Source organism: Candidatus Hydrogenedentota bacterium, from assembly GCA_019695095.1.
In the GTDB taxonomy this organism is placed as follows: domain Bacteria; phylum Hydrogenedentota; class Hydrogenedentia; order Hydrogenedentales; family SLHB01; genus JAIBAQ01.
In genome coordinates, this window is the sequence record JAIBAQ010000092.1 from 1 (window position 1) to 24,567 (window position 24,567).

The window sequence follows — 24,567 nt, forward strand, 5'->3', positions numbered from 1 at the left end:
GGGTTCACCGGCAGCGCGTTGTACGGCTCGGCATTAGCCGCATCCACCGTAAACGCATCGCTCAGATCCGAAGCAAATCCGTCGTACTGATTCAGCGCGGGCAGACCGAGAATTAGAAACATCGTCTTGAGAATGCTCCCCATGCTCACGTGCGTGTGCGAGATATGTCCCGCCTTCGAATACGGACTAATCACCATACAAATGGACCGGTGCGCGTCCACCGTATCCCGGTAGCCTTGCGCATCGTCTTCCGTCACGAAGATCGCCGTCTCCTTCCAGAACGGACTGTGGCTGATCAGCTCGACCAAGCGCCCCAACGCAAGGTCGTTGTCGCTCATGAAGGATCCCCAAAACGGATACCCGTCGTCGGGCCGTTCGCCGGCGCCGTGATCGTTCGGCAGCATCATCGTGATGACCTGCGGAAAAGGCTCCTTCCCGGAGAGCCACCGCTCACGGAACTCCTGCTCAAACCGATCGAGCCGGAACTGATCCGGGATGTTCGTGTTGTAGGTGGCGAACTCGCGCGACGTGTTCTCGAACAGCGGTTTCGGCAACGGATAATTAATGGGCAGCCGAATTCCCGTGTCCTTATACTCCTGCTCCTCGTCTTGCGGCTTGAACTCGAATCCCAAACCATAGTTCCGGAACCGAATCTTGCCGCGGTCAAAGTGTTCCCAGATGGCCCCGCCCTCGTTGTATTCATCGGGGTACACGGCGCCCGATGAACCCACAAACAGGAAGTTGCCAGGCCCAGAACCTTTCGCCGATTCGCCGATGCGCGTTTCCATGAACTCGTTCGGATACGTCCCCACCAGCCACCGATGCCCATCAATCGAATGATCCGAATCGCAATAAAAGTTATCGCTGATGGCAAACCGCTTCGCGAGGGCAACGTGGTTCGGCATCAACACCACATCCTTCACGGTCTTCGTGTTGTCCTTGTTCGAAACATCGATGGGCCGTCCAAGCCGGCACAACTCCGCATCGCCGCGCCCGCCCGGCAACGCGCCAAAGACCTCGTCGTATGTCCGATTCTCCTTGGTCACGTAGATCACGTGCTTTATGGGACTCGCCCAGGCCTTCGGCGATGGCGGCACAGGGTGCCCGCTCGGACGCGCATCGTCACTGCGCCGGACAATGCTGACGTTGTTGGCAATCACCTTGTCGGTCAACGCCTTCAGCGCTTCGTCCGACTCCGGCACGTCAATAATATTGATGTACCCCCGCATGAGTTGGCCGATCCCTGTCGGGTCACCTTCCTTATGGTTGGGTCCCGCGTTCGGACCCGAACCGATCCCCTTCGCACACGCCACATATAGGCGCTTGCCGTCCGGCGACACCGCGATCTTGCTCGGGAACCACGCCGTAGGGATATGGCCCAGTACCTTCCGATCCGAGAGCCGTATCACGCCAATCGCGTTAATGCCCGCCTCGCAGACATAGAGGCGTTGGCTATCCGGCGACAAAGCCACCCCAAACGGAATCATCCCGCGAAGCTTCTTCGCCTCCGGGGCTAGAACCATCTCTATGTCCCGCTCGCGCTTTCCCGACTTCGCCTTGATAACGGTGATGCTGTCGTTGCTCCCGTTGGATACGTACACGTGCGTGTCCGTCGCCACGAGGGAGTTGGGACTGCTCCCGCCGACAGCCGGAAAGTCCTCCAACTGCTCGCCCACCAGATGGCCGGTCTTGGTCTTTCCAACTACACGCTCCTTGCCCGGCTTCGACACATCAATCGTCCAGACGGACATCCCGCGGATGTCGTTCGGGTCTCCGAGCCCTGGCACCACGAGGTCCTCGCGCTCGTACCCTTCCTCGGCCTCCTCGGACGGCACCCCATAGGGCGGAAAGTGAAGGGCGGCCTGGCGGCCTGCCTTATCCCGGATATAGGCGTACTCGAACATCCCCACGTTGGCAACGTACGCGCGCTTCCCGTCCGGGGATAGCGTGACCCCAAACGGGTAGCGCCCAACGGCGACCGAACGGACCACCTTCTGTGTGGCTATATCTACGATAAGCAGGCGGAAATTGGACTGATCGACCGCGTAAATAGTTGATTTATCAGGAGATAGCCGAAGGTCGCCCACATATCCGTACTGAAAGGTCTCCTCGCCAACCGTATGCGCGCAATCGATACGAAACAACCGGGACCGCGTCGCGAGGTCAAATGCCATCACGCTCCAGTCGCCACCCCCGGCAACGTAAACCACGTTCTTGTCCGAATCCACGGCCAACCCCATGAAGGTGGCATCCAGGACACCCTTGCCGTCCGCACCTTCTTCCGGGATGGAGGTCACCTTGGGTTCCGCCGGATTGGACACATCCAAAATGGAAAGCTGAGGGCCCTGGCTGCACGCGGCGACCACCCATCGCCCATCCGGGCTCATGGTCAACCCGTATGGGTGGGGTTGTACCCGGATCATGGGACCCGTCGGCGTGATGAGCCTCCCGTTCGGCAGAATCGTCGTCCCGCCCAGGTCTTGTACCGTGTACCGTTCACCGGAAGGCGAGTGCATCACCGCATTGTCGGCGTGACTCAAGGAAAAGGATAGGAACGCCGCAAGAACCAACCACGCGCAACGAGCCAGTAGTGTCTTCATAATACCGAGTCCTTCTATACCGTGCCTCACAGCCCCCAATAAGAGGCGAACTCCAAGACTGCCTCAAAACCCCGCCGGATCGCAACGCACAAGACCCCCTTCGAATACCCACAACACTATCACTCATTCGCTCCGCGCACGATTCTCTTTACGGAATCTCTATCGCTCTCTATAATGTGGCGCGCAATCATCTTCTGTTTGACGCGTCCGATCCGTCCAAGAGGAGACTTCCGTTCATGGCCGATGAGCAGAACCAGTCCTTACTTGCCGATGCACTCATCAAAAGCGACGCCATCTCCCGCGAAGACCTCGCGGCTGCGCAGGCGCGCGAAAAGCGAACCGGCGTACCCTGGTACCGCACGCTTCTGCAGATGGGCACGCTCTCCTACGAAACCCTCGATCAGACGCTGCGCTACGAGTTTCACTCGCAGTCGAAGCGCACTGAAGACGAGAGTCTCGGTCGCATGCTCGTCAACATAAAAGCGATCACCGAAGAACAACTTAAAGAAGCGCTCAAAGAACAGGCCCGCACGGGAAAACTCCTCGGCAAGATTCTGTTGGCCAAAGGAGTTGTTACGTCCCACGCGATCGCAATTGCCCTGAGCAAACAACACAGCATCGAATTCACCCAGCTAGCGGAATCTCCAAGCGACCGCCATGCGCTCGAATCGGTTCCAGAAAGCCTGGCGTTGCGTCATCGCATGATACCTGTCTCGCTGGACGGCGATCGCCTGACCGTACTCATCGCCGATCCGCAACAGCGGAATACGCTCAGCGATCTCGCGGTGATTCTCGGCAAACGCGTACATGCAATATTGACCTCGTGCGATGACATCAAAGGAGAGATCAAGGCCCGCTATGCGGGTACAAGAAACGTTGCGGGCAAGGCCCCTGCAAAACAACAGGCCCCGCCACCCGTCGAACCGCCAAGCACCGGCAAGAAGGCCCCGAAAGAAAGCGCCGCTTCCAAAGCAAAACAATCCAAAGAGGCGGCAAAACATGAGGAGAACAAGAGCGTGGCAACGGTCGACGAATCAAAAGACACAAAGCGACGCTTTGACGAGATCGCCAAGCAGGCAGAAGGCGCGCCCGTAATCAAATTGGTGTCTACCATCATCGAAGGCGCGGTCAACTCCGGGGCCACGGATATTCACCTTGACCCGCAAGAACCCGAAATGCGCGTGCGCTATCGAATCGACGGTATTCTTCACGACGTGATGAGTATCGCACCCGATATCGAGCCGGCCGTGATTTCCCGTATCAAGATCATGTCCGATCTCGATATCACCGAAACGCGCCGCCCGCAAGACGGTCACATCAGCATCGAAACCAAAGATCGCGAATTCGATGTGCGCGTTGCGACCTTGCCAACGTTCCTCGGAGAACGCGTCGTGCTGCGCATGCTGGATCAATCCACCGTGCTCTCGGGCATCAAAGATCTCGGACTCGATCCTGACGACGAAGCGGTGCTTATACGCACAATCAATCAGCCCTATGGAATGATTCTCGTCACAGGTCCTACCGGGAGCGGCAAGACCACAACGCTCTACGCGGCGCTGAATCAGAAGAACGCGCTGACTGAGAGTATCGTGACTCTGGAAGACCCGGTCGAGTACCAGATGTCCGGAATCAACCAGGTTCAGATCGACGCTGACATCGAAATGACCTTCGCGGCAACCCTGCGCGCAGCGCTGCGCCAGGATATCGACGTCTTGCTGGTTGGCGAAATCCGCGATGCGGACACCGCGCGCATCGCCATACGCGCCGCGATGACAGGTCACTTGGTATTCAGCACGCTTCACACCAACGACGCGCCTGAAGCCATCTCGACACTTCGCAACATGCAAGTTCCATCGTATTTGATCTCAAGCGCGCTGACGTGTGTCGTGGCACAACGCTTGGTTCGGAAGATTTGTCCCGACTGCCGCGAAGCGTTTACGCCAACGAAGGCCCTCCTGAAATCGCTTCGGTTGCCGGAGACAACAAAGAAGTTGTATCGCGGTAAGGGCTGCGATTCCTGCTACCACACGGGCAACAAAGGCCGTACAGGCATCTTTGAAATCATCGAGATCACCGATTCCATACGAAAGATGATTGCCGAAGACGTGCCCACGGAACAGATCGTCAAAGCCGCGAAATTGAAGACTATGGCTGATCGATGCCGTTCAAAGGTGAAGGACGGAGTCGTAGCGCCCGAGGAGTTCCTGCGCGTAATTCGCACGTAGGCAAGACTCAAATGCTCACATCACCGCGGTGAGCTACAGATCTGCACTTCTTCCAGATCAAAGAGTGCGTAGACAACGCACCTGTAAAGTGCGTCTGGCTTGCTGTGTGCCGTTGAAACGTGTTTCTATCCATCATCGTCACTGTGAAGTCATGCGCGTCATTCTCTTCATCTTCTTCTAGGAGGTTCCTGTAAACGCTTTCATGCCCTACTTGGAGTTATCTGTCTTTCTTTTCGTATATGCCGGAATGATGCTCGGCGGCATACCCCGTCTTGCGCTTGACCGAACCGGGGTGGCGCTCTTGGGCGCGATTCTTCTTCTCAGCTTCGGCGCAGTCAATTCCAGAGAGGCCTGGGACGCGATAGACATACCCACCATGGGCCTTCTCTTCGGACTCATGGTGGTATCCGCGCAATTGCGGCTTGGGGGCTTCTATTCGAAGTTGACGCGGAGCATCGCCGAGGTCGATCTGACTCCGCCGTATTTACTTGGTCTTATCATGACCGCAGCCGCGGTGCTGTCGGCACTATTATGCAACGACATAATCTGCCTGGCGATGACTCCAATCTTGATCGATAGTTGTACACACCGCCGCCAAAATCCCTATCCATTCTTGCTTGGATTGGCTTGTGCATCCAATATTGGATCGGCAGCCACGTTGATTGGCAACCCGCAGAATATGTTGATAGGCCAGTATCTCAATCTCTCGTTTGCTGTCTACTCTCTACAAGCATTCGTTCCTGTCATCGCCAGCCTTCTGTTTACATGGGTATTTCTGACTCTCGTATATAAAGGAAAATGGAACGCGCCTTTAGAAACCGCCGTCTCCGATAGAACATCGTTTCACGGTTGGCAGAGTCTTAAAGGACTAATGATTCTCGGAGCCCTTGTGTTTTCGTTCCTGGTCCTGCCATTTCCGCGAGAAGTCCTCGCTTTGGCTGCCGCCGGACTTCTCCTAATGAGCCGTAAAATGGCCACACGCAGGATGCTTGGCCTAGTGGATTGGCACCTGCTGGTTCTGTTTGCGGGATTGTTTATCGTTAATGACGGAATCCGGAGAGCTGGTTACGTTCAAGAACTCCTTAGAGTTTTCCAGTCTATTCACATTGATCTAACTCAACCACTGCCACTTTTTATCTCGACGCCCATTCTCTCCAACCTCGTTTCAAACGTACCCGCGGTCATGCTTCTCCTGCATGTTTCAGATCATCCGTCAGCAGGCCTGATTCTGGCGCTCACCAGTACCCTTGCCGGGAACTTCATCCTCGTTGGGAGCATCGCCAATCTTATCGTTGTTGAACAAGCGCAACGCGCGGGAATTCAGATTTCGTGGTTTACCCATCTTAAAGTAGGGGTACCAGTTACACTCGTTTCCTTACTCATTACAGCCATCTGGATTTGGAGTATGCCGTTCTTTCTTTCGTGAGCACCCCCTCAATTCACCTTGCCTTTTACACCAACCCTCTGTTAGCATTGCTCGTCGCGATGGCCAATCTCTCCAAGTGTTGATAACCTGTGGAAAACGCGTTCTAAGAGATATGGAAAGCATTGGCGCATCCGGGGGTCTGGCAAGGACAAGTATCTGTCGCTACTTAGGTTATGGATGAAGAAAGTGGCGAATAGAAAACCTAGAAGTTCCTTCTAAACCTTTTAATATAAACAACTTAAGTGAATATGTCGGGGTTCTGAAAACAACGCATACCTAGCGTTCCACAGAATCTGAACAACTTTCTTGATCTGTACCTAAGTCGTTAAATTTGAAGCAAAAAAGGCTGTGGAAAACTCGGTCAGCCGTGTGAAACAATCGCCGTGGAATGAGCTGTCAATAACCCGGCGCTTTTTGTTGATAATTCACGCTATGTATCCCCAGTGATTCACAGCAAAGACTCCAAACAACACCAGTTATGAACGGTGTTCTGAATAATTTGAATCCCACGTAGAACTTATCCACAAGTTCCTATACAGGATAAGTCTTTATCTACGGATTACTTACATGAGTTTTGCTCAATATAAACACGACTACTGTTAGTATGACGATAGATCTAAATAATCTATTGAGTATATGATGTCGAAAACATCCACAGAAGGACTCACGCGGAGAGCCAAGGATGAAGATCAGTATTTCTCGCCAAGCCTTACTTGATGCCGTCAACAAGGTAAAGACCGTTGTCTCACCGAAATCGGCATTGCCCATTCTCTCTCACATCCTGATGGAGACAAGGGACGGAGCAGTGCGTTTGACTGCTACCGACTTAAAGGTGAGCATCGAATGCAGCGTTGATTGCACGGTTGAAGAAGCAGGTGCATTGACGGTGTCTTCTCAACGTCTGGCTTCTATTCTGGCAGAATTGCCCGAAGGTGATTTGACGTTGACGCTTGGCAGTAACAGTGTCATTGCGCTGGATAGTGGTCGTATTCATACGAAGCTGTTCAGTATGGCCGCGGATGAGTTCCCGCCGATTCGTTCCTTTGATAACATCGAGCCGTTGGTACTGCCTCAGCGTTTGTTGAAGCGGCTGTTTCAGAAGACAAGTTTTGCCATCTGCTCGGATCAGGCTCGCTACAACCTTACCGGGTTGTTGTGTGAAATCCATGACGGCAAACTTACGGTCGTGGCGACTGATGGCCGTCGTATGAGTCTCTGCTCGGAATCGGAAGGTATCCCTGAGAGCGTCAGTGTGAAGGTCATCATTCCCGGCAAGATGATTTCCGAACTGGAACGTCTGCTGGGTGATGAGGGCGAGGTCAACGTCTATATTGACGAAACACAAGCTGCCTTTTCGTTTGCATCCATTCGTTTGGTGACTGCCCTCATTGAAGGGTCCTTTCCAAACTACGATATGGTTGTTCCCAAGAAACACGACAAAGAAGCGGTCCTTAATACCGCTTCCTTCTTGGAAGCCGTGCGCCGTACACGGACAATGACCAATGAGAAGTTCAATTCCGTGCGTTTTTCCATTGAGGGAGAGACGTTGACCCTTCAAGTGGTCACTCCCGAGGTTGGTGAATACGAAGAAGACATGCCCGTTGATTTCCGAGGGTCCGCGGTTGAGATCGCGTTTAACCCCGACTTCATTCTTGAGGTGCTGCGCCGCATCGATACGGAGAAGATTTGTCTTGTTCTTAAGGACGGTACCAGTCCCGGCTTGATTAAGCCCTATGATGGAGAGCGTTCGGAAGGCTATCTGAACGTGATTATGCCAATTCGTATCTAACTACCTTTATTTATTACACTTACACGACCCACGGGATTTTTCGATTCCGTGGGTCGTTCTAATTATGTTCAAGTACTGGCGCACACTTCGCAGTTCCTCACAAAAGCCAAATAGCCCATGCCACAAGATGTTGTGGATCACCGTCTATAGCACGTTCTATTTTCACTGTGGAGAACTTTGTGAAAAGCCTTCTATAAGAAGATTCGACTTGTTTTTCTTTCAAAGGTGAACTTCCCAAATATCTCCCTGTCTATTCCTAACTAGATATATAAATAGTTGAAAATAAATAGCTTAACTTTAAGGACCCATTTAACCCTATCTTTCCTGTTTTTTGACCTTCTCTGGAAAATCCTGTCAAGAGATTAGTTTTAACACTGTGGATAAGTTGTGAAGAACTACCTTTTACTCCCCACTTCAAGATATTGAAGAGTTCACCAATTTCACTACCTTTATCCCTTCAACTATCCGCTTTCACACTTTTGCTGGGCATTAAATCAAAACAGGGATTGTTACATCCCGAGCAAGGTTTACTGGTAACACTATGGCTACACTAACTTCTTCTTTGCGAATGACATCCCCCTGGAAAGCATATTTGGAGCTTTCCAAGCCCCGTATAGTTACCCTCGTACTCGTGACGGCTGCTCTCGGCTTCTATATGGGTGGCATGGGTTTCCACGGGGTTGAGTCACTTCTAGCGTTGTTTTATACCCTTCTTGGCGTAGCTATGACGGCCGCCGGGTCCGGTGCTTTGAACCACTACATGGAATACGACTCGGATGCGCGCATGGATCGGACCCGCAACAGGCCTATTCCCTCCGGCCAAGTGCCACCCATGCATGCACTGGTCTACGGCGAGTATATGGTCCTGGGCGGCGTCGTGCTTCTTATGTGGAAAGTGAACCTACTCACGGCGTTCCTGGCCCTGCTTACAGCCTTCCTATACGTCCTTGTTTATACCCCCATGAAGAAAGTCTCCTGGCTTAACACCTTGATGGGAGCCATTCCTGGGGCGCTTCCTCCGATGGGCGGGTGGACAGCCGCTACAGGGCAAATTGATCCGGGGGCATGGGTCCTTTTCTTCATTCTATTCATCTGGCAACAACCCCATTTCTACTCCATTGCCTGGATTTTTAAGGATGACTATCGAAAAGGCGGCTTTGAAATGCTGCCGGTCCGGGATCCTCAAGGAAAACGCACCTTCCGGCAAGTACTCTTCTTCTCAGGCCTCCTAATTCCCGTGTCCCTTCTTCCATACGTCATCGGACTATCGGGATTTCTCTATTTTCTTGGCGCGCTCCTCCTTGGCCTCATGATGCTCGCATCCTGTTTTCCCTTCGTTCGTACCGGATCGACAGTCGATGCTCGCCGCGTCTTGAAGGTATCTGTCCTATACCTCCCATTGCTGCTGGCATTGATCGTTTTAGACTTTTCGATCTAGACTATGGGATCTACATCTGATTTTCGTGGTTCTTTGCACTACACTAAAGGTCTATTCTCAGTCATGAAGTCGCGCCGGTACTCACTCGTCTTTGCAGTTTTTATGCTGCTCGTAGCATTGACCCTTACAGCCATGCTCGCGGAGAAATCTTCTGGGTCGTCCTCGGATTACCTGGAACCTATCGCAAAAGTCCCATCGTTCACCTTGCGCGACCAAGCCGACAGCCCCTATTCATTGAATGAACTGCAGGGGAAGATCTGGGTCGCCGACTTCTTCCTTACTTCCTGTCAGGGTGCATGTCCGGTCATGTCGTCGAACATGGCCAAACTTCAGAGTGCCTTCAAAGACGACGACCGCATACGTTTCGTTTCTTTCTCCGTAGACCCCGAAGTTGACACCCCATCAGTTCTCGCCGAGTACTCCAAGAATCATACGCCCAATCCCGCGCAGTGGAAGTTCCTGACTGGGCCCATTGCCGAAATTCACCGCATGGCGGGCGTGGATGGACTGAAAGTGGGAGTCCCAGAAACACCTATGGCCCACAGTCAACGTTTTGTTTTGATCGACGCCGACGTCACCATTCGCGGCTACTACGACGGCATGGACGAAACCGATGTCGAGAGGTGTGCGAAAGACATTCGCTCGCTCCTGGCGAATTAACCCGCATGCCGCCGCTGCTACCCACCATCAACGCAACCCTCAACGGGCTGGCCGGTGTTTTTCTCATTCTAGGTTGGCGAGCTATACGTTCACGCCGCGTTGAACAACATAAGCAATTCATGTTCATGGCCCTGCTATCGTCAGCGGCTTTCCTTACCTGCTACCTCTATTATCACTTCACGGCAGTTGGCATCACGCGATACCAGGGTCAGGGCATTTTGCGCGCCCTCTATTTCTTCATCCTTCTCAGCCACACTCCACTGGCCGCCCTGATGACTCCCTTTATTCTTGCGGCCGTTTGGTTCGCGTTGAAAGGCAATTTCACCGCACATACCCGCATCACGAAGTGGCTTTGGCCTATCTGGATGTATGTTTCCGTCACGGGCGTCCTTATCTATCTGATGCTCTATCTGCTTCCTCAATAAGTCAACTGCTTCGAGGAGGAACCATGCGCCGATTCGTCGTCGTTGCTTCTATCTACGCTGTGCTCTCGGCAAATTCCTTGGCGCAATCCGTGTCGGATTACCCCTCCCCGCAAGCTGCCATCGATGCCAATCCCGGCAAGATGATTTTCGTGCCCAACGGCGACTACCTCATTGACAAGAAACTCCGCATTGCCGCCGACAACACAGGTCTCTACGGATTTGGCCGCATCGTCCAAGCCAACCCCGCCGAACCCGTCCTCGAGATTGAGCATGCTTCCGGTGTGCGCATTGAGAACATTACCCTCACGCGAGCAGACGGAACCCAGGACGCGACGTCAAACGGCATCTTCTGCTGGGACAGCCGCAATGTGGAAATAGACAGAGTCCGGATCGTCAACTGCCGGGCGCGCGAGGCGGCGGTCGAGATCCGCGCCAGCAAAGACGTCACTGTACGCAATTGCCAGATTCTCAACTACAAACGAATCGCCATCGACGACCGAACCGCCGAAGGCGAAACGCACTACGGATACGCGTTCTGGGCCATCGACGGCACGGGAATCCTGGTCAATGAAAGCACCGGGACTAGCCTCCTCGATAACCGCATCTTGGAAGAGAATCTGATGCCCACACCAGAGACTAAGGAGAAGTTCAAGCTGGGCACCTTTACGGAAGGCAAATATCCCTCAAAGGAAGGTGATCTGGCTCACGATGCTTTCAAGAAAGGCTACGTCGACAACTGGCATCAAGGGTCGGCAATCGTTGTCACTTCGCCGGAGGTGACCCGTGACACCATCGTGCGCGGAAACCAGATCCGGAACGCGGCCCAAGGCATCGATCTCCATTGCGACAACGCCCTCATCACGGAAAACGTGATTGACTACTGCATGATAGGTGTCAAGGCCACGCACGGATGCCGCAACCTTACCGTAAGCAAAAACCTCATAAGCCACGTGGACCTGTGGGGAATCCTCCTTAATCCGGGTGCGGTATCTCATGCCGCGGAACAGGCCACAGAAGGCGCAAAAGAACGCGCCCAAAACGTTGATGCCGGTACTATCCTCGCCAACAACACCATCACGGAATACGGTTATGGTAACGAGTATTGGAACTGGGGCGGCAGATCCAAAGACCAGGGCGGAAGCTATGCCATCGCCCTGTATGAAGGACAACTGCCCTCCAATCCGCCGTTGACCGACGTCTTGATTCAAGGCAACATGGTCTACAGTTCAGGGCGCGATGGAATTCTCGTGGAAGGCAAGGTCGTTCAAGAACCGCCCCGCTACCGGTATGCCGTCTATGTCGGCCCGTGGGGAGAAGGCCGAGAGAAAGGACCAACCTATCCTCAAGGTATGCACTTCGCGGACAATCTCTTCCATGCCGGCACGGCAGGCGTTTCGAATATCGAATTGACCCCTTAACGAGGAGACGGCGCCTCATGACACTCAAGCGAATAGGTGTAGTTGGGGCCGGATTCATGGGCACGGGCATTGCCCAAGTCTGCGCGCAAGCGAGACTCGACATAGTGCTTGTCGACGTTCGCGAATCGCAGTTGGACCGCGCCCTGAAGACCATTGCATGGTCCTTGAACAAACTTGCAGAAAAAGGCCTTCTCGACGAGTCTCCTAAGTCCATTCTGAACCGAATCGTCCCATCCCCAACGTATGATGCGTGCGCAGACGCCGATCTCGTTGTCGAAGCGGTCTTTGAGGAACTCCACGCAAAACACGAAGTACTGACGCAACTCGCCACCATCTGCCCCGCGTCCACGATTCTGGGATCGAACACATCGACAATACCCATCACCCGCCTTGCCGAGAACATGAAGGCTCCCGAACGCGTCATCGGAATCCATTTCTTTGGACCCGTGCCTCTCATGAAGCTGGTGGAGATTGTGCCCCACGCGGCGACCCGCGCAGCCGTAACGCAAAGGGTCCTGGAGTTCATCCGCGCGCTGGGCAAGAATCCGGTCCTTGTGAAGCAGGACATCCCTGGCTTCCTAATGAACCGTATCTTTGGCGTTATGGCGATCGAGGCAATCCGTCTTGTGGAGACAGGAGCGGGTTCGGTCGCAGACATCGATCAAGGAATGTGCGACGGCTTCAATATGCGTGTAGGACCATTGGCCATCGCCGATGCCGCCGGGCTCGACATCATGCTCAATGCCTGCCGCGTCATGCACGAACTCGATCCCTCGCGCATCCCTGAGCCGCCCGCGCTTCTGGTCGACCTCGTGAAAGCCGGAAACCTCGGGGCCAAGTCAGGGCAAGGCTTCTACCGCTGGGACGGGGTCAAGCGTCTGGGGTCCGCAATCTAGCCCTGCGAGCTGCACAAGCACCGCTTGCGATGGGCATGATATGATCACCCAATGACGACAGAACGCATCACCAGTCCGATTTCCGACTCGCCCGCGGCCAATGATCCGCGGACCGCGACACTCGCCGTTACGGAGATCTACAAATCCGTGCAAGGCGAGTCCACGTGGGCAGGATTGCCCTGCACGTTCATACGTCTAACGGGGTGCAATCTCCGGTGTGTCTGGTGCGACACGGAATATGCCTTTCACGGCGGCGCCAAAATGACGCTGGATCAAATCGTAGCCCAGTGCGACGCGCTCGACTGCGCGCTCATCGAGATCACCGGCGGCGAACCCCTGCTACAGAAGGGGTGCGGGGCGCTCGCGCAACTCCTGCTCGACAACGGATACACGGTGCTGTGCGAGACGAGCGGCTCGCTGCCCATCGACCGCATGCCGGATCAAGTCATCAAGATCATGGACCTCAAGTGTCCCGATAGCGGGGAAGCAGAAAAGAACGATTGGACAAATGTCGCCCGCTTGTCTTCGCGCGATGAAGTGAAGTTCGTCATCGCGAGCCGCAACGACTACGAATGGAGCCGCGATGTCGTGCGCGCCCATGATTTGCCCTCACGGTGCAAACAAGTATTGTTTTCGCCGGTATTCGGATCGGTTGACCCGAAAGATATTGTGGAGTGGATCCTCGAAGACCGCTTGGACGTGCGGTTTCAACTACAGCTTCACAAATTCATCTGGCCGCCCCAACAGCGCGGCGTGTAACAAAGAAGGACGCCATGAGAGTCGAGTTGTTCAAGAGATTCCAGTTTGAGGCCGCGCATGTGACTGCCCGAGGAGAGCATTCGCCCGCTCTTCACGGACACAGCTACCTGGTTGAAGTCGCCCTTGAAGGCGAATGCAGCGAAGACCTCGGCTGGCTCGTCGACTACGGAGAAGTATCCGACCGGTTTCAGCCCTTGTTTCTACAACTCGATCATCGAACTTTGAATGATGTCGACGGAATGACCGACGTGACCATCGCAGGCGTTCGCTCCTGGATCAAAGAGCGGCTTGCGCCCACCCTGCCTGTGTTGAAAGACGTCCACGTGAGCGTGATCGGTCCGTGCGCGTACTGCCCTGCCGTTCTTGCGCCCGATCCGGCATGGAAGGCGCCCCAACGCCTTCGGTTCGGATTCGAAGCGGCGCATGCCTTGCCCAATCTCCCAAAGACGCACAAATGCAGCCGCATGCACGGACACAGCTTCAGCGTCGAGGTTGGAGCGGAAGATTTGATCCGGTTGGAGAGCGCCCTGAGCAAGGTCTATCGCGAGCTGGATCACACGTGCCTAAATGAGATTCCCGGGCTTCAGAACGCAACCTCCGAGCAAATCAGCAAATGGATTTGGGCGCGGCTCGCGCCAGACTTCCCGGATCTCGAAGCCGTGATCGTCGCCGAGACGTGCACAGCCCGATGCGTGTATCGAGGACTATAGAGGATTTGCCATGCCGTCCAAGAAAAAGACAGATGCCAGTGCAAAGGTACGCTCTCAGTTCAAGGCGCTCGACAAGACGTTGCCGTTTTCCGGCCCCGAAGCCATCGACACAGCCGCGCTCGAGTGCTTTCCGTATGAATATGCGGGCAAGCACATCGGTGATCCGATGGAAATCACGACGACCACAGACGAATTCACGTCGGTGTGCCCGTTCTCCGGCTTGCCCGATTTTGCCCGCGTGACGATTCGGTACGCTCCCAACAAGCTGTGCCTGGAACTCCGCTCGTTGAAGTACTACCTGCTTTCGTATCGCGACGTCGGCATCTGGTACGAACACCTTGTCAATCGAATGCTCGCCGATCTGGTGCATGCCTGCGATCCGCTGAACATGGAAATAACCATAGAATGCCAGCCTCGCGGCGGACTCAGCAGCACGGTGGTCGCGAAGTACACAAGACGCAAACGAGCCTAGTCCGCAATTTGCAGCGGCGCGATTGAGCGCCGACGCAAATTGCTCACGTGCAAGACCTTGATGTCATGCCATGAGGATTTCTCGCGAACACACTGGTTATGAAAGAGGTTCACGTGTGTTCGTGAGAAATCCGGGCTAGCGCGGTGTGGGCTTGGCAGACTCCGGCACATAGCTGCCTATCCATTGTTGCTTAAGCCAGATCCTTCGTCCGCCGGAGGCGGACTCAGGATGACACTCTGGGTCCGCCCTCATGTCATCCTGAGCGGGGGATCGCGCGTGCGCGGATTTCAGTGGTAGAGAAAAAAGCCAAGCGGACAGCCTTTTTTCTTGAGTGCTGTAGGCACGGCAGACTCTAGCCTGGGGTGAGATGCGCGTCACCGACGCGAATCGAAACCCCAGGTACCAGCCCCCCACCCAACGTGAGCCCTGTAAGGGCGAAAGCAACTTACACGGTTTGTTTCTTAGGAGTTCGACTCCCGAGAACGATGGCCTTCCTGTTCACATCATGCCGCACCTTACTCGCGACCCACGACGTACACCACGCCGCGTATTTCGCGCCGAAGGCGCAAAACATAATAGCCTAGGGCAGAGTTTGAGATTGTTCGTTGCGGGCAAGCAACGAACAATCTCAAACGACGCCCTAGGAAACCGTTCAATCGCAACGCCCTGAAGGGGCACTACAGCAATCCCACCCTGTACCGTTGCTGCACTCGATATGATGTTCATGATAAGGGGAAAGGGACTGCGCCATTTGCGGATATCCCCATGTGCGGCCCCTTCAGGGCGGTTTATCGGGTGTAATGTGTTACCTAGGGCGCCGTTTGAAGCCGCACGCCTCGCTTCGCGGGCGCGCGCCTTCAAACTCTGCCCTAGGCTGTAATGTTTGACCCCCTTGGGGTCGAATCCCGGCAACCGTTTGTCTTATCGCGGAATCGCTGGAATTGAGTCAAGTGAAGAACGGCGTACGAGAACGAGAATCGTCCCATCAAGCCACTCGCGTTGTGGCGGGGCCTCCTTGTCCGCTGAGGCGGATCATTCCGCCGACACACTTGTCGGCACGCACGACCGGGAGGTTTCCTCTCGACCGCCACAACAACGCTGACTCTACATCCCACGAACGATGGCCTTCCGGTTCACATCATGCCGCACCTTACTCGCGACCCACGACGTACACCACGCCGCGCTCGGCGATCGCGGCGCTACTCGGCAACGTGCGTTGCGCCCTATTGCAGTCTACGCGGAATCCACCGCCTTCAAACAACGTGTCCGCGATTACCGTGGAGGCCAGTTCAACTGCGTGCGCAGAAAGTCGAACGTACCCACCATGTGCATCGTGTGCGGACCGTTGAAGAATTCGATGGTGGTTCGATCGCCCAGGCCGAGCGCATCGTAATGACGCCGTGTCCGCGCGTACTCGTACGCCACCCACTCGTCAATTCCCACGCCGTCGCTGTGTCCCCGCTCGACCATGAATGGCCGCGGACAGATCAGCCACGTCATCTCGGCGTGATTGAACGTATTGCCGAGATCGAACTCGTACATCTCGTATTCGTGGGTGAACATGTAGCTGAACGGCGCAGTCACGGACGTCATCTTCCAAATCCACTCGTTGTAATCGCCCGAACAGATCGACAGGCAGTACCCATCGAGCTGGGCGGGAACCCGCAACGCCGTTTTACCGCCGTAGCTGAGACCGTAGAAAGCAATGCGCGACGGGTCCACGAACGGTTGCGTTCCCAACCACTCCAAAACTCGCGCGTGCTGGGCCGTGATAAACGAGAACAACGACAGCTTCAGCGGGTTCGCTTTGCGTTGTAAGACACGAAACGACTCGCCGCCCGTGTACGGATTCTGCGGAGAGAACGTCACAAAACCCTGCTCGGCCAACTTCCACGCGACGCCGTGGTAATAGTCATTGTCGCTCTTCGGCTCGGCCAGTTCTTTCGGATTGCCTTCGAGTCCGTGCTGGCACACAACAACGGGCCTGCGCTCCCCGTCCTTAATATCCTTGGGGACGAGCAGAATGCCGTACGCAAAGATGTCCGGGCAGACATCGAGCATTACTTCGTACCCGCGATAGGCCGGCTCATCGTAAATGAGTCGCGTGCGCGGATTGGGCTCTGAAGTCGTATCCGGCAACGAACCGATGACCTCCTTTCGAAAATAATCGCGATACCACTTCGTGGTTGTTTGCCATGATGCAATAGACGCCGGATTGGCGTTGGACCAGAATTCGGCGCGCTTGCGATCGCTTGCGCGAACAAGCACCTGCACGTCGTCAACCAACTGCTGGACTTGTCTCTTCATCCGCGCGTCGGGATCGACGGGAGGACTGATTGATTGTGGAAGCATGACTTTGGAAGGCACTTTGACGGATGGCCCCAGCGTCTCCATAAAGATCGCCAATGACTCATCACAAATAATCTTGCCCTCTTCGGGGCGCACGAGTTTGATGTTGGCAGCAAAACCCAACGTGACCCGCGCCTTTTGCGCCCGTTCCACCTCGGCGGAAACGGCCTCGAAAGAAGGCGTTTCAATGACGCCCGGCGCCGCGCCCCTGCGTCCGTCGCGCGCGGGGGGCGGCCCCGTGACGTGTGGGTGCTCTGACGCTTCAATGACGGTCACATTCGGACCGGCAAGTGCGACAAGCTCAGCGTCGCCAAACTGGCGGAGTATTCCCCACACGTTACGATAAATGGGTTCGCGATAAAGCTCTTCGCGCGGCTTGAAATAACCGGAGATGATGGAGGCCTTGATGCGGCCATCTAACGCTGCGGAGTACTGCGCGACAAGACCGCCTTCACCGTATCCCACAATGCCGATGGGCAGCCCTGCATTGTCGGCGGTAAACCGGTCGACAACCGAAAGCACCTTCTGGACGTCATAGCCGATGATGTGATGTCCCATCTCGAACGCCGCGCGGTAGATATACTCGCGATGCGGCTGATTGGTCATACGAACGTCCGGATTACCGGAGTGCGTGTCGTTGCGATCGATCAGCGTGGGGATTACGACTCGGCATCCGGCCTGCGCGAGCCTGCACGCGAATTGCCGATCCGCCGGTGTATTGCTGACCATCCCGGCAATCGTCTCCGGTGTCCAATCGCAATCCGGCAACGCCACGACGCATGCAATGGGCGTGGTCTTCGGCTCCAACAGCAGCCCTTCGCCGTACACATCGCGAAGGACGCGCCAACGCACGGCATAGACGTCGTAAGCGTCGCACGTAGCGGCTGGCGTGCTCTGACCCAAAGGCGTGACGAGTTCGAAGGGCCCGGTGTCGCGCGCCTCATTTGCCCCCACCAATCGCGCGAGAGGCTGACGAAAGGGGTCGAGCGACTTATGGTCCCAGTTCGCGGGCAAGTCGAACGTAGAAAAGGGTCCGGACGAGAAGTTGCGCCCCCTCGGTGATTCCACCGACTCCCGCGACAGGTACGCGTCGATGCCGGACACCATCAACGCCGCGAAGTCTCCCGATACCTCAAGCGGAGAGGTATTCGGCAAGGGATCGGCAAAGACTGGAAAGGTGAAGGCAATGACAATGACGAATGTGGAAATGCAGCTTCTGGACAGCATAGCGGCGCTCTCCTCGTTAGATTGCTTCTCGGCAGAGCGTAGCATGGTCCGCCACAAACCGCTACTACAGATCTACTGCAAAGTCCTGTCCATCTCGTCCAGCCAGTCCACTCTTATGACAGCCCACAGGGCACGAAAACCGTAGACTGTGACGCGGGCCGTTTACCTGCTATAATCCCCCGATTATTCTGCGGGCGGGGGCATGGCCCGCCGCTTCACCCAGAACCGAAACACCTTGTCAGAAGGGGTCGAACCATGAGTTTTCCAATCGATGTCAGCGCCTACAAACCCTTGCCAATTGACCCGGACCAGAAGACCCTGACCCCGGAACAGCTGGCCCAATTGCAGAAGAACGTCCAGATCGTGCGCGACACGATCATCTTTTACACGGCCATCGCCGGTGTAAAAGGATTGGCAGGCCACACGGGCGGTGCGTACAGCATCGTCCCAGAAGTCCTTATTGCCGACTGCTTTATGAAGGGCAGCGACCGCGTTTACCCGGCCTTCTTCGATGAAGCTGGCCACCGTGTCGCCATTCAATACGCGATGTCGGCGTTCAACGGCGAGATGCCGTTCGAGAAGCTGTATCACTACCGCGAATACAACCAAGGGCTGTTCGGTCATCCCGAACTCGATCCCAAGCTGGGCGTGAAATTCAGCTCGGGCCGTTTGGGTCATTTGTGGCCGTTCATCAACGGCGTCGCCAAGGCCAACCCGGGCAAGGCGGTCTTTCTGTTCGGCAGCGACGGTTCGCAACAGGAAGGCGACGACGCGGAAGCCGCCCGCCTTGCCGTTGCGCAGAAGCTGAACGTAAAGGTGGTCGTTGACGACAACAACGTCACCATCTCCGGTCATCCCCAGGATTACCTTCCGGGCTACGACGTCGGCAAGACGCTCGCGGGCCACGGTTTGACGGTCGACACGGGCGACGGCGAAAACCTCGAGGCATTGTATGTGCGCATGCAGCGCGCCATGGCAACGGACGGCCCGGTCGCTCTCATCAACAAGCGGCTCATGGCTCCTGGCGTGCCGGGCATCGAAGGCAAGCACGGCGGCCACGACGTCATCAAGAAAGACTTCGCCGTCGAATACCTCACGCAGCGCGGTTACACCGAAGCCGTCGAATACTTGAACAACATTACCGTGCCGAAGACGAGCGTGTCGTTCCTTGGCAGCTCCACCGACTCCGCCAGCAACCGGACCGAGTTCGGAACGATTGTGAACGGCATCCTCGCGAAGATGTCGCCGGAAGAGCGCAAGGCGAAAGTACTCGTCGTCGACAGCGACCTCGAAGGTTCCACGGGACTCAACAGCATCCGCAAAGCCTATCCCGAAGTCTGCATCAACGGCGGCGTTCAGGAACGCGGCAACTTCTCCGCGGCGGCCGGTTTCGGATTTGCGAAAGGCAAGCAGGGCATCTTCAGCACCTTCTCGGCCTTCCTGGAAATGATCGTTTCTGAAGCGACGATGGCCCGCCTCAACGAAGCCAACGTGATTTGCCACTTCTCGCACGCGGGTGTCGACGACATCGCCGACAACACCTGCCACTTCGGAATCAATTTGTTCTTCGCGAACGCCGGTCTGGAAGAGGCCGACAACACGCGCATGTACTTCGCGGCGGATGCGCTGCAGCTCAAAGCGATTGTCGAATCCGTGTGGGACGACCCCGGCATCCGGTACATCTTCACGACGCGTTCCAAAGTGCCCTTCATTCTCCGTGGAAACGGCACGAAGTACTTCTCGGAAGAGAATCACTACCAGTTTGTCCCCGGTAAAGATGAAGTGATTCGTTCGGGCAAACGCGGCTATGTGGTCGCCTACGGCGAGATGCTGCACCGGGCGCTCGATGCCGTCGAACGCGCGCGCAACGAAGGCATCGACGTCGGTCTTATTAACAAGCCGACGTTGAACCTGGTCGACCCGGTAACGATAGACCTCATTGGGCCGACACATTTCGTGCTGGTAGTCGAAGGCCAGAACCGCCAGACCGGTCTCGGTTGCCGGTTCGGAAGCTGGCTGTTGGAAGCCGGACATTCGCCGCGCTACGACTACATGGGCGTTGTGCGCCCCGGCAACGGCGGCACGACCGAACAGATCGCAACCCAAGGTCTGACGCCGAACGATATTCTCGCGTCGATCCACGAATTGGCGAAATAACCGGCGGCTTGACCGGGCGGCCAAGAACGCCGGAGATCGTGTAAGATATCGCGCGATGGGGAGGAGTCGCAGGGCTTCTCTCCATCGCGCGTTTTGTTTGGTCGACGCAACTGCCGTTTGGACTGGGAGCAAGGTGTGTACGATTTCATCGTCGTCGGAGGCGGTTCAGCGGGCTGTGTTCTCGCGAACCGGCTCAGCGAGAATCCCGATGTGAAGGTGCTGCTGCTGGAAGCGGGCCCGCGTGACTACAAGAAGCTGATTCATATCCCCGCGGGTTTCCCAAAGCTATTCCGCACAAAGTACGACTGGAACTGTGAGACCGAGCCGGAACCCAGCGCGGATGGCCGCCGGATGTTCTGGCCGCGCGGTAAGGTTATGGGCGGGTGCAGTTCCATCAACGCCATGATCTACATTCGAGGCAATCGCCGCGACTACGATTCGTGGGCGGAAGCCGGAAACCAAGGCTGGTCGTTCGACGAGTGCCTGCCCTACTTCAAGAAGTCGGAAAATCAGCAGCGTGGCGCGTCGGCATGGCATGGCGCTTCCGGTCCGCTGGGCGTGCGCGACCTTGTCAGTCCGCACAGATTGTCGCGACACTTCATCGACGCGTGCGCGGACGAAGGCATACCCCGAAACGATGACTTCAACGGGCCGCAACAGGAAGGCGCAGGGCTTTACCAGGTGACGCAATCCGGTGCGAAGCGGTGCAGCACCGCAGCGGCCTTCATCACTCCCCTGGCGGGACGCAAGAACCTCGTTGTGGAAACAGACGCGCACGTGCTGCGCGTGTTAATTGAGCGCGGGCAAGCCGTCGGCGTCGCATACCTGCGCGAGGGGCAGGAGCGCGAAGCGCGTGCCGAGCGCGAGACGATTCTGTCCGCGGGCGCGATTCACTCGCCGCACCTGTTGCTGTTGTCTGGAATTGGTCCCGCTGATAGCCTGAAGCGCGCGGGAGTCGAGTGCATCCACGACCTGCCCGGTGTCGGCAGGAATTTGCAGGATCATATTACCGTGCCGATCGTCACGGAATGCGTGCGCGGACGAACGTATGACACCGCGGATGCGGCGATTCACGCGGCGCAGTATCTCTTGTTGAAGCGCGGCCCTTTGACGTCAAACCTCGCCGAGGCGGGGGCCTTTGTGCGTACCGAAGACCATCTCGACCGCCCTGACATTCAATTGCTCTTTGGTCCAATGTACTTCTTGAACCACGGCCTTACGCCACGCCTCGGAAACGCCTACTCCATTCTCACCACGCTGCTTTGTCCGGAAAGTGTGGGCGCGATCACCCTGAAATCCCACAATCCGATGGACGCCCCCGCGATTCGTGCAAACTATTTCTCTTCCGCTGTGGACATGCGTCGCATGGTAACCGGCTTGAAGCTGGCACGTCGTATTGCACAACACCACGTCTTTTCGCGGTACCGCGGGCGCGAGTTTCATCCTGGACTCGATGCGGTTTCCGAGGACGCATTGGCGTCGTATGCGCGGCGGGCCTGCGAGACGCTCTACCATCCCGTTGGAACCTGCGCGATGGGCAGCAATCCCGCGAGCGTTGTGGACAACCGCCTTCGCGTGCGCGGCATCGAGCGGCTGCGTGTATGCGATGCCTCGATCATGCCGAAGATCGTCTCGGGAAACACCAATGCGCCTACAATCATGATCGCGGAAAAAGGCGCGGACATGATCCGCGAAGATGCGCGTCTCTGAGAAACGGTCCGGTACGGCCGCCTGTTCCTGCTACAATCGTCGCGACGTATGAGCAACACACAAAGGGGAACGCGAATGAAATCCTACGGGGTGCTCTTGCTGGCGCTTGCGTGCATGACGGCCAGCCTCGCGCACGCACAAAGGCCGGTCAAAGGATTTGGTGACCTGCGCACCGAGGAGGATAAACAAAAGGCGGCCAAGCCCCCCGAAGAGGGCACGCCCGAAGCAGCGCCAATGGACATCGCGGCCAAGGTGGCTTCGATGAGCCTTCTGCAACGTGTGTCGCAGCTCATGCTCGTGACCATGGAAGGAGCCCCCGCGCCCAATTCCGTCGACCGCGACGTGTTGGACCGTTATACGCCGGGCGGCGTGATCATTCCTTCCATACTGCGCCCGTCCACGGCAGCCGAATACGTCATTGCATTGCGGAGCAAGGAATCCAAGCTCGGAATCCCCCTGCTGATCGGCACGGACTTGTACAACCTTCCTCGTGGAACCAGCAATGCCACGAATCCCAACTTCGCAACGACGCCGACCCTGCTCGCCGTCGCCGCGGCCGGCGATCCGGACGTGACGCAACGTCTGTCCAAGTTCACCGCGGACTCCCTGAAAAACATGGGATTCAATCTGCACCTGGGTCCGACGCTTGAGCTGGCCCCGACGTTGTCCGGAGTTAAAGGGACCGTGAATTGTCTCGGATCCGACCCGGCCTTTGTGGCCGAATGCGGAACCGTCATGTTGAAAGCGCTGAATGACAACGGCGTCATTGGCCTGCCCATGGGATTCCCCGGCGGCGGACTCAACCGCGAACCCAAACTTCCCGCGGTATTGTTGTCTCCCAAACAGCAGGCGATGGAGCAGGATCTGCTGCCCTACCGAAAGGCCATCGAGCAAGGCGCGCCGATAATCCACGTGGGAAACACGTTGGTGCCGACACTGGACCCGAACAACCTCCCGGCAAGCCTTTCTCCCGCCGTGATGGACAAACTGCTGCGCGGCGATTTTCATTTCCAGGGCGTTGTGCTGGCGGGGCCGCTTGATACCAACGATATCGCCATCAAATACGACCTCTCCGAAGCGACCATCATGGCGTTGAAAGCCGGCGCCGACATGATCCTCTGGACTCAATCGGGCAGGCGAGTAATGAAGACCGTCGATGACGTTGTTCAAGCGGTCGAGAAAGGCGATCTGGTTGAGGAAGCGATCAACGTATCCGTGACGCGCGTGCTCGAGATGAAGGAGCGATTCAAGCTTCGGACCCATCCGTTCCCCAAGCCCAAAGAGGCGGACGCCATGTCCAAGAAGAGCGCCTTGCCTCGCGAGGCCTACGAGTTGGAGCGGAAGTCGGTAACGGTGGTTCAGAACAATGAGAAAGTGCTGCCGCTCATTAAGGAAGTCTCGACACCGCTCGGCGTGACCGGCGTGGCCGGGGTGTCGGCCTTGCGCGAGGCGCTGCTCAAACCCCTGAAGGCCGTCGTCGAACAAAACATCGCCACGGCCAAGTACGGAGGACAGGTCTATGATTTCGAGATGAACCGGCTCACGAACCGCGTGCAAGGCATGAAGACGGTCGTCGTGGTCGTGAGTCCCGCCATCACGCTCGAAAGCCAACTGGAACTCATGAAGCGTTTCCAGTCCAAAGGGATTAAGGTGGTCGCCGTGCTGGTCGGCTATCCGGGCATATTGCCGAAACTGGCGGATGCCGCCGATGCGATTGTCCTCGCTTATTGCGATCCCGCCGCAGTCGACGGAGCCATGAAAGCGGTGGCGGATATTCTGATTGGGCGCGCCCCGTTGGCCATTGAAGCGGCAGAGCAAGAGCTGAAGCTGAAGGCTGGCCAGCCGAGAGCGTTCAACCTGATGGAAATCGTGCGCACCCCGGCGGGCAGACTGCCCGTGAGCTTCGATCCGCCGTTTACCGCGGGCCTTGCCGTGGCCTACGACCCCGGCGCCGCCATCAAGAAGGTCGTGTGGGACTTCGGCGACGGCGGCAAAGCCAAGGAGGTTGCCGTCGAGCACACCTACGCCAACCCGGGCCGCTACCCCGTGACCGTCACCGTGACGGACCTGCAAGGTGAGACGACCACGCGGACCGTGTCCGCCGTCGTGGAGTAGGGGGAAATGTCCGGGAAGGTCGTCTACGGCCAGAACGCTGTGCACGAAGCGTTGCGCGACAAGGGCCGGGTCAACCGGCTGTACCTCGCGCGCGATACCAAGGTCCGCGGCCTGGAAGGACTTATCGCGGCCGCAAAACAGGCGGACGTGCCCTTCGATTTCGTCCCGCAGGCCAAACTCAACGAGCTGAC

Annotated in this window: 17 protein-coding genes; 15 read left to right on the forward strand and 2 right to left on the reverse strand. The window is 56.5% G+C overall.

Annotation, left to right across the window (positions count from 1 at the left end; genetic code table 11):
- Positions 1 to 2,600, reverse strand: a 2,600-nt coding sequence (locus tag K1Y02_15435; GenBank protein MBX7257753.1) for a bifunctional YncE family protein/alkaline phosphatase family protein, incomplete at its 3' end; no start/stop codon positions are given.
- A 236-nt stretch (positions 2,601 to 2,836) separates the two neighbouring features.
- Here K1Y02_15435 and tadA point away from each other — a divergent pair.
- The 11 genes from tadA to queF all read left to right on the forward strand — a co-directional run bounded on the left by tadA (position 2,837) and on the right by queF (position 14,818).
- The gene (tadA, locus tag K1Y02_15440; protein MBX7257754.1) at positions 2,837 to 4,825 is read left to right on the forward strand and encodes a Flp pilus assembly complex ATPase component TadA; all 1,989 of its coding nucleotides are present in this window, start codon (positions 2,837 to 2,839) and stop codon (positions 4,823 to 4,825) included.
- Positions 4,826 to 5,027: 202 nt separating this feature from the next.
- Positions 5,028 to 6,251 carry an anion transporter gene (locus K1Y02_15445; GenBank protein MBX7257755.1) on the forward strand — a complete coding sequence of 408 codons (1,224 nt, stop codon included), beginning with the start codon at positions 5,028 to 5,030 and terminating at the stop codon, positions 6,249 to 6,251.
- A gap of 682 nt (positions 6,252 to 6,933) precedes the next feature.
- A complete protein-coding gene (dnaN, locus tag K1Y02_15450) occupies positions 6,934 to 8,040 on the forward strand; it encodes a DNA polymerase III subunit beta (protein MBX7257756.1) in 1,107 nt (368 codons plus the stop codon).
- Between the two features lie 592 nt (positions 8,041 to 8,632).
- Entirely contained in the window at positions 8,633 to 9,478 is an 846-nt protein-coding gene (gene cyoE / locus K1Y02_15455; protein MBX7257757.1) for a heme o synthase, read from the forward strand.
- A 102-nt stretch (positions 9,479 to 9,580) separates the two neighbouring features.
- Entirely contained in the window at positions 9,581 to 10,138 is a 558-nt protein-coding gene (locus K1Y02_15460; GenBank protein MBX7257758.1) for an SCO family protein, read from the forward strand.
- A gap of 5 nt (positions 10,139 to 10,143) precedes the next feature.
- Positions 10,144 to 10,563: a DUF420 domain-containing protein gene (locus K1Y02_15465; protein ID MBX7257759.1), complete on the forward strand. Its 420-nt coding sequence runs from the start codon at positions 10,144 to 10,146 to the stop codon at positions 10,561 to 10,563.
- 23 nt (positions 10,564 to 10,586) lie between these two features.
- Entirely contained in the window at positions 10,587 to 11,981 is a 1,395-nt protein-coding gene (locus tag K1Y02_15470; GenBank protein ID MBX7257760.1) for a right-handed parallel beta-helix repeat-containing protein, read from the forward strand.
- A 17-nt stretch (positions 11,982 to 11,998) separates the two neighbouring features.
- The gene (locus K1Y02_15475; GenBank protein MBX7257761.1) at positions 11,999 to 12,877 is read left to right on the forward strand and encodes a 3-hydroxyacyl-CoA dehydrogenase family protein; all 879 of its coding nucleotides are present in this window, start codon (positions 11,999 to 12,001) and stop codon (positions 12,875 to 12,877) included.
- A 51-nt stretch (positions 12,878 to 12,928) separates the two neighbouring features.
- Entirely contained in the window at positions 12,929 to 13,636 is a 708-nt protein-coding gene (locus K1Y02_15480; protein MBX7257762.1) for a radical SAM protein, read from the forward strand.
- Positions 13,637 to 13,875: 239 nt separating this feature from the next.
- On the forward strand, positions 13,876 to 14,346 hold the full coding sequence (locus tag K1Y02_15485; GenBank protein MBX7257763.1) for a 6-carboxytetrahydropterin synthase: 471 nt from the start codon (positions 13,876 to 13,878) through the stop codon (positions 14,344 to 14,346).
- Positions 14,347 to 14,356: 10 nt separating this feature from the next.
- On the forward strand, positions 14,357 to 14,818 hold the full coding sequence (gene queF, locus K1Y02_15490; GenBank protein MBX7257764.1) for a preQ(1) synthase: 462 nt from the start codon (positions 14,357 to 14,359) through the stop codon (positions 14,816 to 14,818).
- A 1,272-nt stretch (positions 14,819 to 16,090) separates the two neighbouring features.
- On the opposite strand, the gene K1Y02_15495 is transcribed toward queF, so the two are convergent.
- Positions 16,091 to 18,394 carry a hypothetical protein gene (locus K1Y02_15495; GenBank protein MBX7257765.1) on the reverse strand — a complete coding sequence of 768 codons (2,304 nt, stop codon included), beginning with the start codon at positions 18,392 to 18,394 and terminating at the stop codon, positions 16,091 to 16,093.
- A gap of 255 nt (positions 18,395 to 18,649) precedes the next feature.
- On the opposite strand from K1Y02_15495, the gene K1Y02_15500 reads away from it, so the two are divergent.
- The 4 genes from K1Y02_15500 to K1Y02_15515 form a co-directional block, all read left to right on the forward strand.
- Positions 18,650 to 20,551, forward strand: a complete 1,902-nt coding sequence (locus K1Y02_15500; GenBank protein ID MBX7257766.1) for a transketolase — start codon at positions 18,650 to 18,652, stop codon at positions 20,549 to 20,551.
- A 135-nt stretch (positions 20,552 to 20,686) separates the two neighbouring features.
- On the forward strand, positions 20,687 to 22,261 hold the full coding sequence (locus K1Y02_15505; protein ID MBX7257767.1) for a GMC family oxidoreductase N-terminal domain-containing protein: 1,575 nt from the start codon (positions 20,687 to 20,689) through the stop codon (positions 22,259 to 22,261).
- 75 nt (positions 22,262 to 22,336) lie between these two features.
- Positions 22,337 to 24,376, forward strand: coding sequence for a PKD domain-containing protein (locus K1Y02_15510; protein MBX7257768.1), 2,040 nt, complete (start codon positions 22,337 to 22,339; stop codon positions 24,374 to 24,376).
- A gap of 6 nt (positions 24,377 to 24,382) precedes the next feature.
- Positions 24,383 to 24,567: 23S rRNA (guanosine(2251)-2'-O)-methyltransferase RlmB (locus K1Y02_15515; GenBank protein MBX7257769.1), on the forward strand; the 185-nt coding region annotated here is incomplete at its 3' end.

Bases quoted from the DNA above. Each gene is read 5' to 3' on its own strand.
- tadA (MBX7257754.1), top strand. From the start codon at position 2,837: ATGGCCGATGAGCAGAACCAGTCCTTACTTGCCGATGCACTCATCAAA.
- K1Y02_15445 (MBX7257755.1), top strand. From the start codon at position 5,028: ATGCCCTACTTGGAGTTATCTGTCTTTCTTTTCGTATATGCCGGAATG.
- dnaN (MBX7257756.1), top strand. From the start codon at position 6,934: ATGAAGATCAGTATTTCTCGCCAAGCCTTACTTGATGCCGTCAACAAG.
- K1Y02_15460 (MBX7257758.1), top strand. From the start codon at position 9,581: ATGCTGCTCGTAGCATTGACCCTTACAGCCATGCTCGCGGAGAAATCT.
- K1Y02_15465 (MBX7257759.1), top strand. From the start codon at position 10,144: ATGCCGCCGCTGCTACCCACCATCAACGCAACCCTCAACGGGCTGGCC.
- K1Y02_15470 (MBX7257760.1), top strand. From the start codon at position 10,587: ATGCGCCGATTCGTCGTCGTTGCTTCTATCTACGCTGTGCTCTCGGCA.
- K1Y02_15475 (MBX7257761.1), top strand. From the start codon at position 11,999: ATGACACTCAAGCGAATAGGTGTAGTTGGGGCCGGATTCATGGGCACG.
- K1Y02_15480 (MBX7257762.1), top strand. From the start codon at position 12,929: ATGACGACAGAACGCATCACCAGTCCGATTTCCGACTCGCCCGCGGCC.
- K1Y02_15485 (MBX7257763.1), top strand. From the start codon at position 13,876: ATGACCGACGTGACCATCGCAGGCGTTCGCTCCTGGATCAAAGAGCGG.
- queF (MBX7257764.1), top strand. From the start codon at position 14,357: ATGCCGTCCAAGAAAAAGACAGATGCCAGTGCAAAGGTACGCTCTCAG.
- K1Y02_15495 (MBX7257765.1), bottom strand. From the start codon at position 18,394: ATGCTGTCCAGAAGCTGCATTTCCACATTCGTCATTGTCATTGCCTTC.
- K1Y02_15500 (MBX7257766.1), top strand. From the start codon at position 18,650: ATGAGTTTTCCAATCGATGTCAGCGCCTACAAACCCTTGCCAATTGAC.
- K1Y02_15510 (MBX7257768.1), top strand. From the start codon at position 22,337: ATGAAATCCTACGGGGTGCTCTTGCTGGCGCTTGCGTGCATGACGGCC.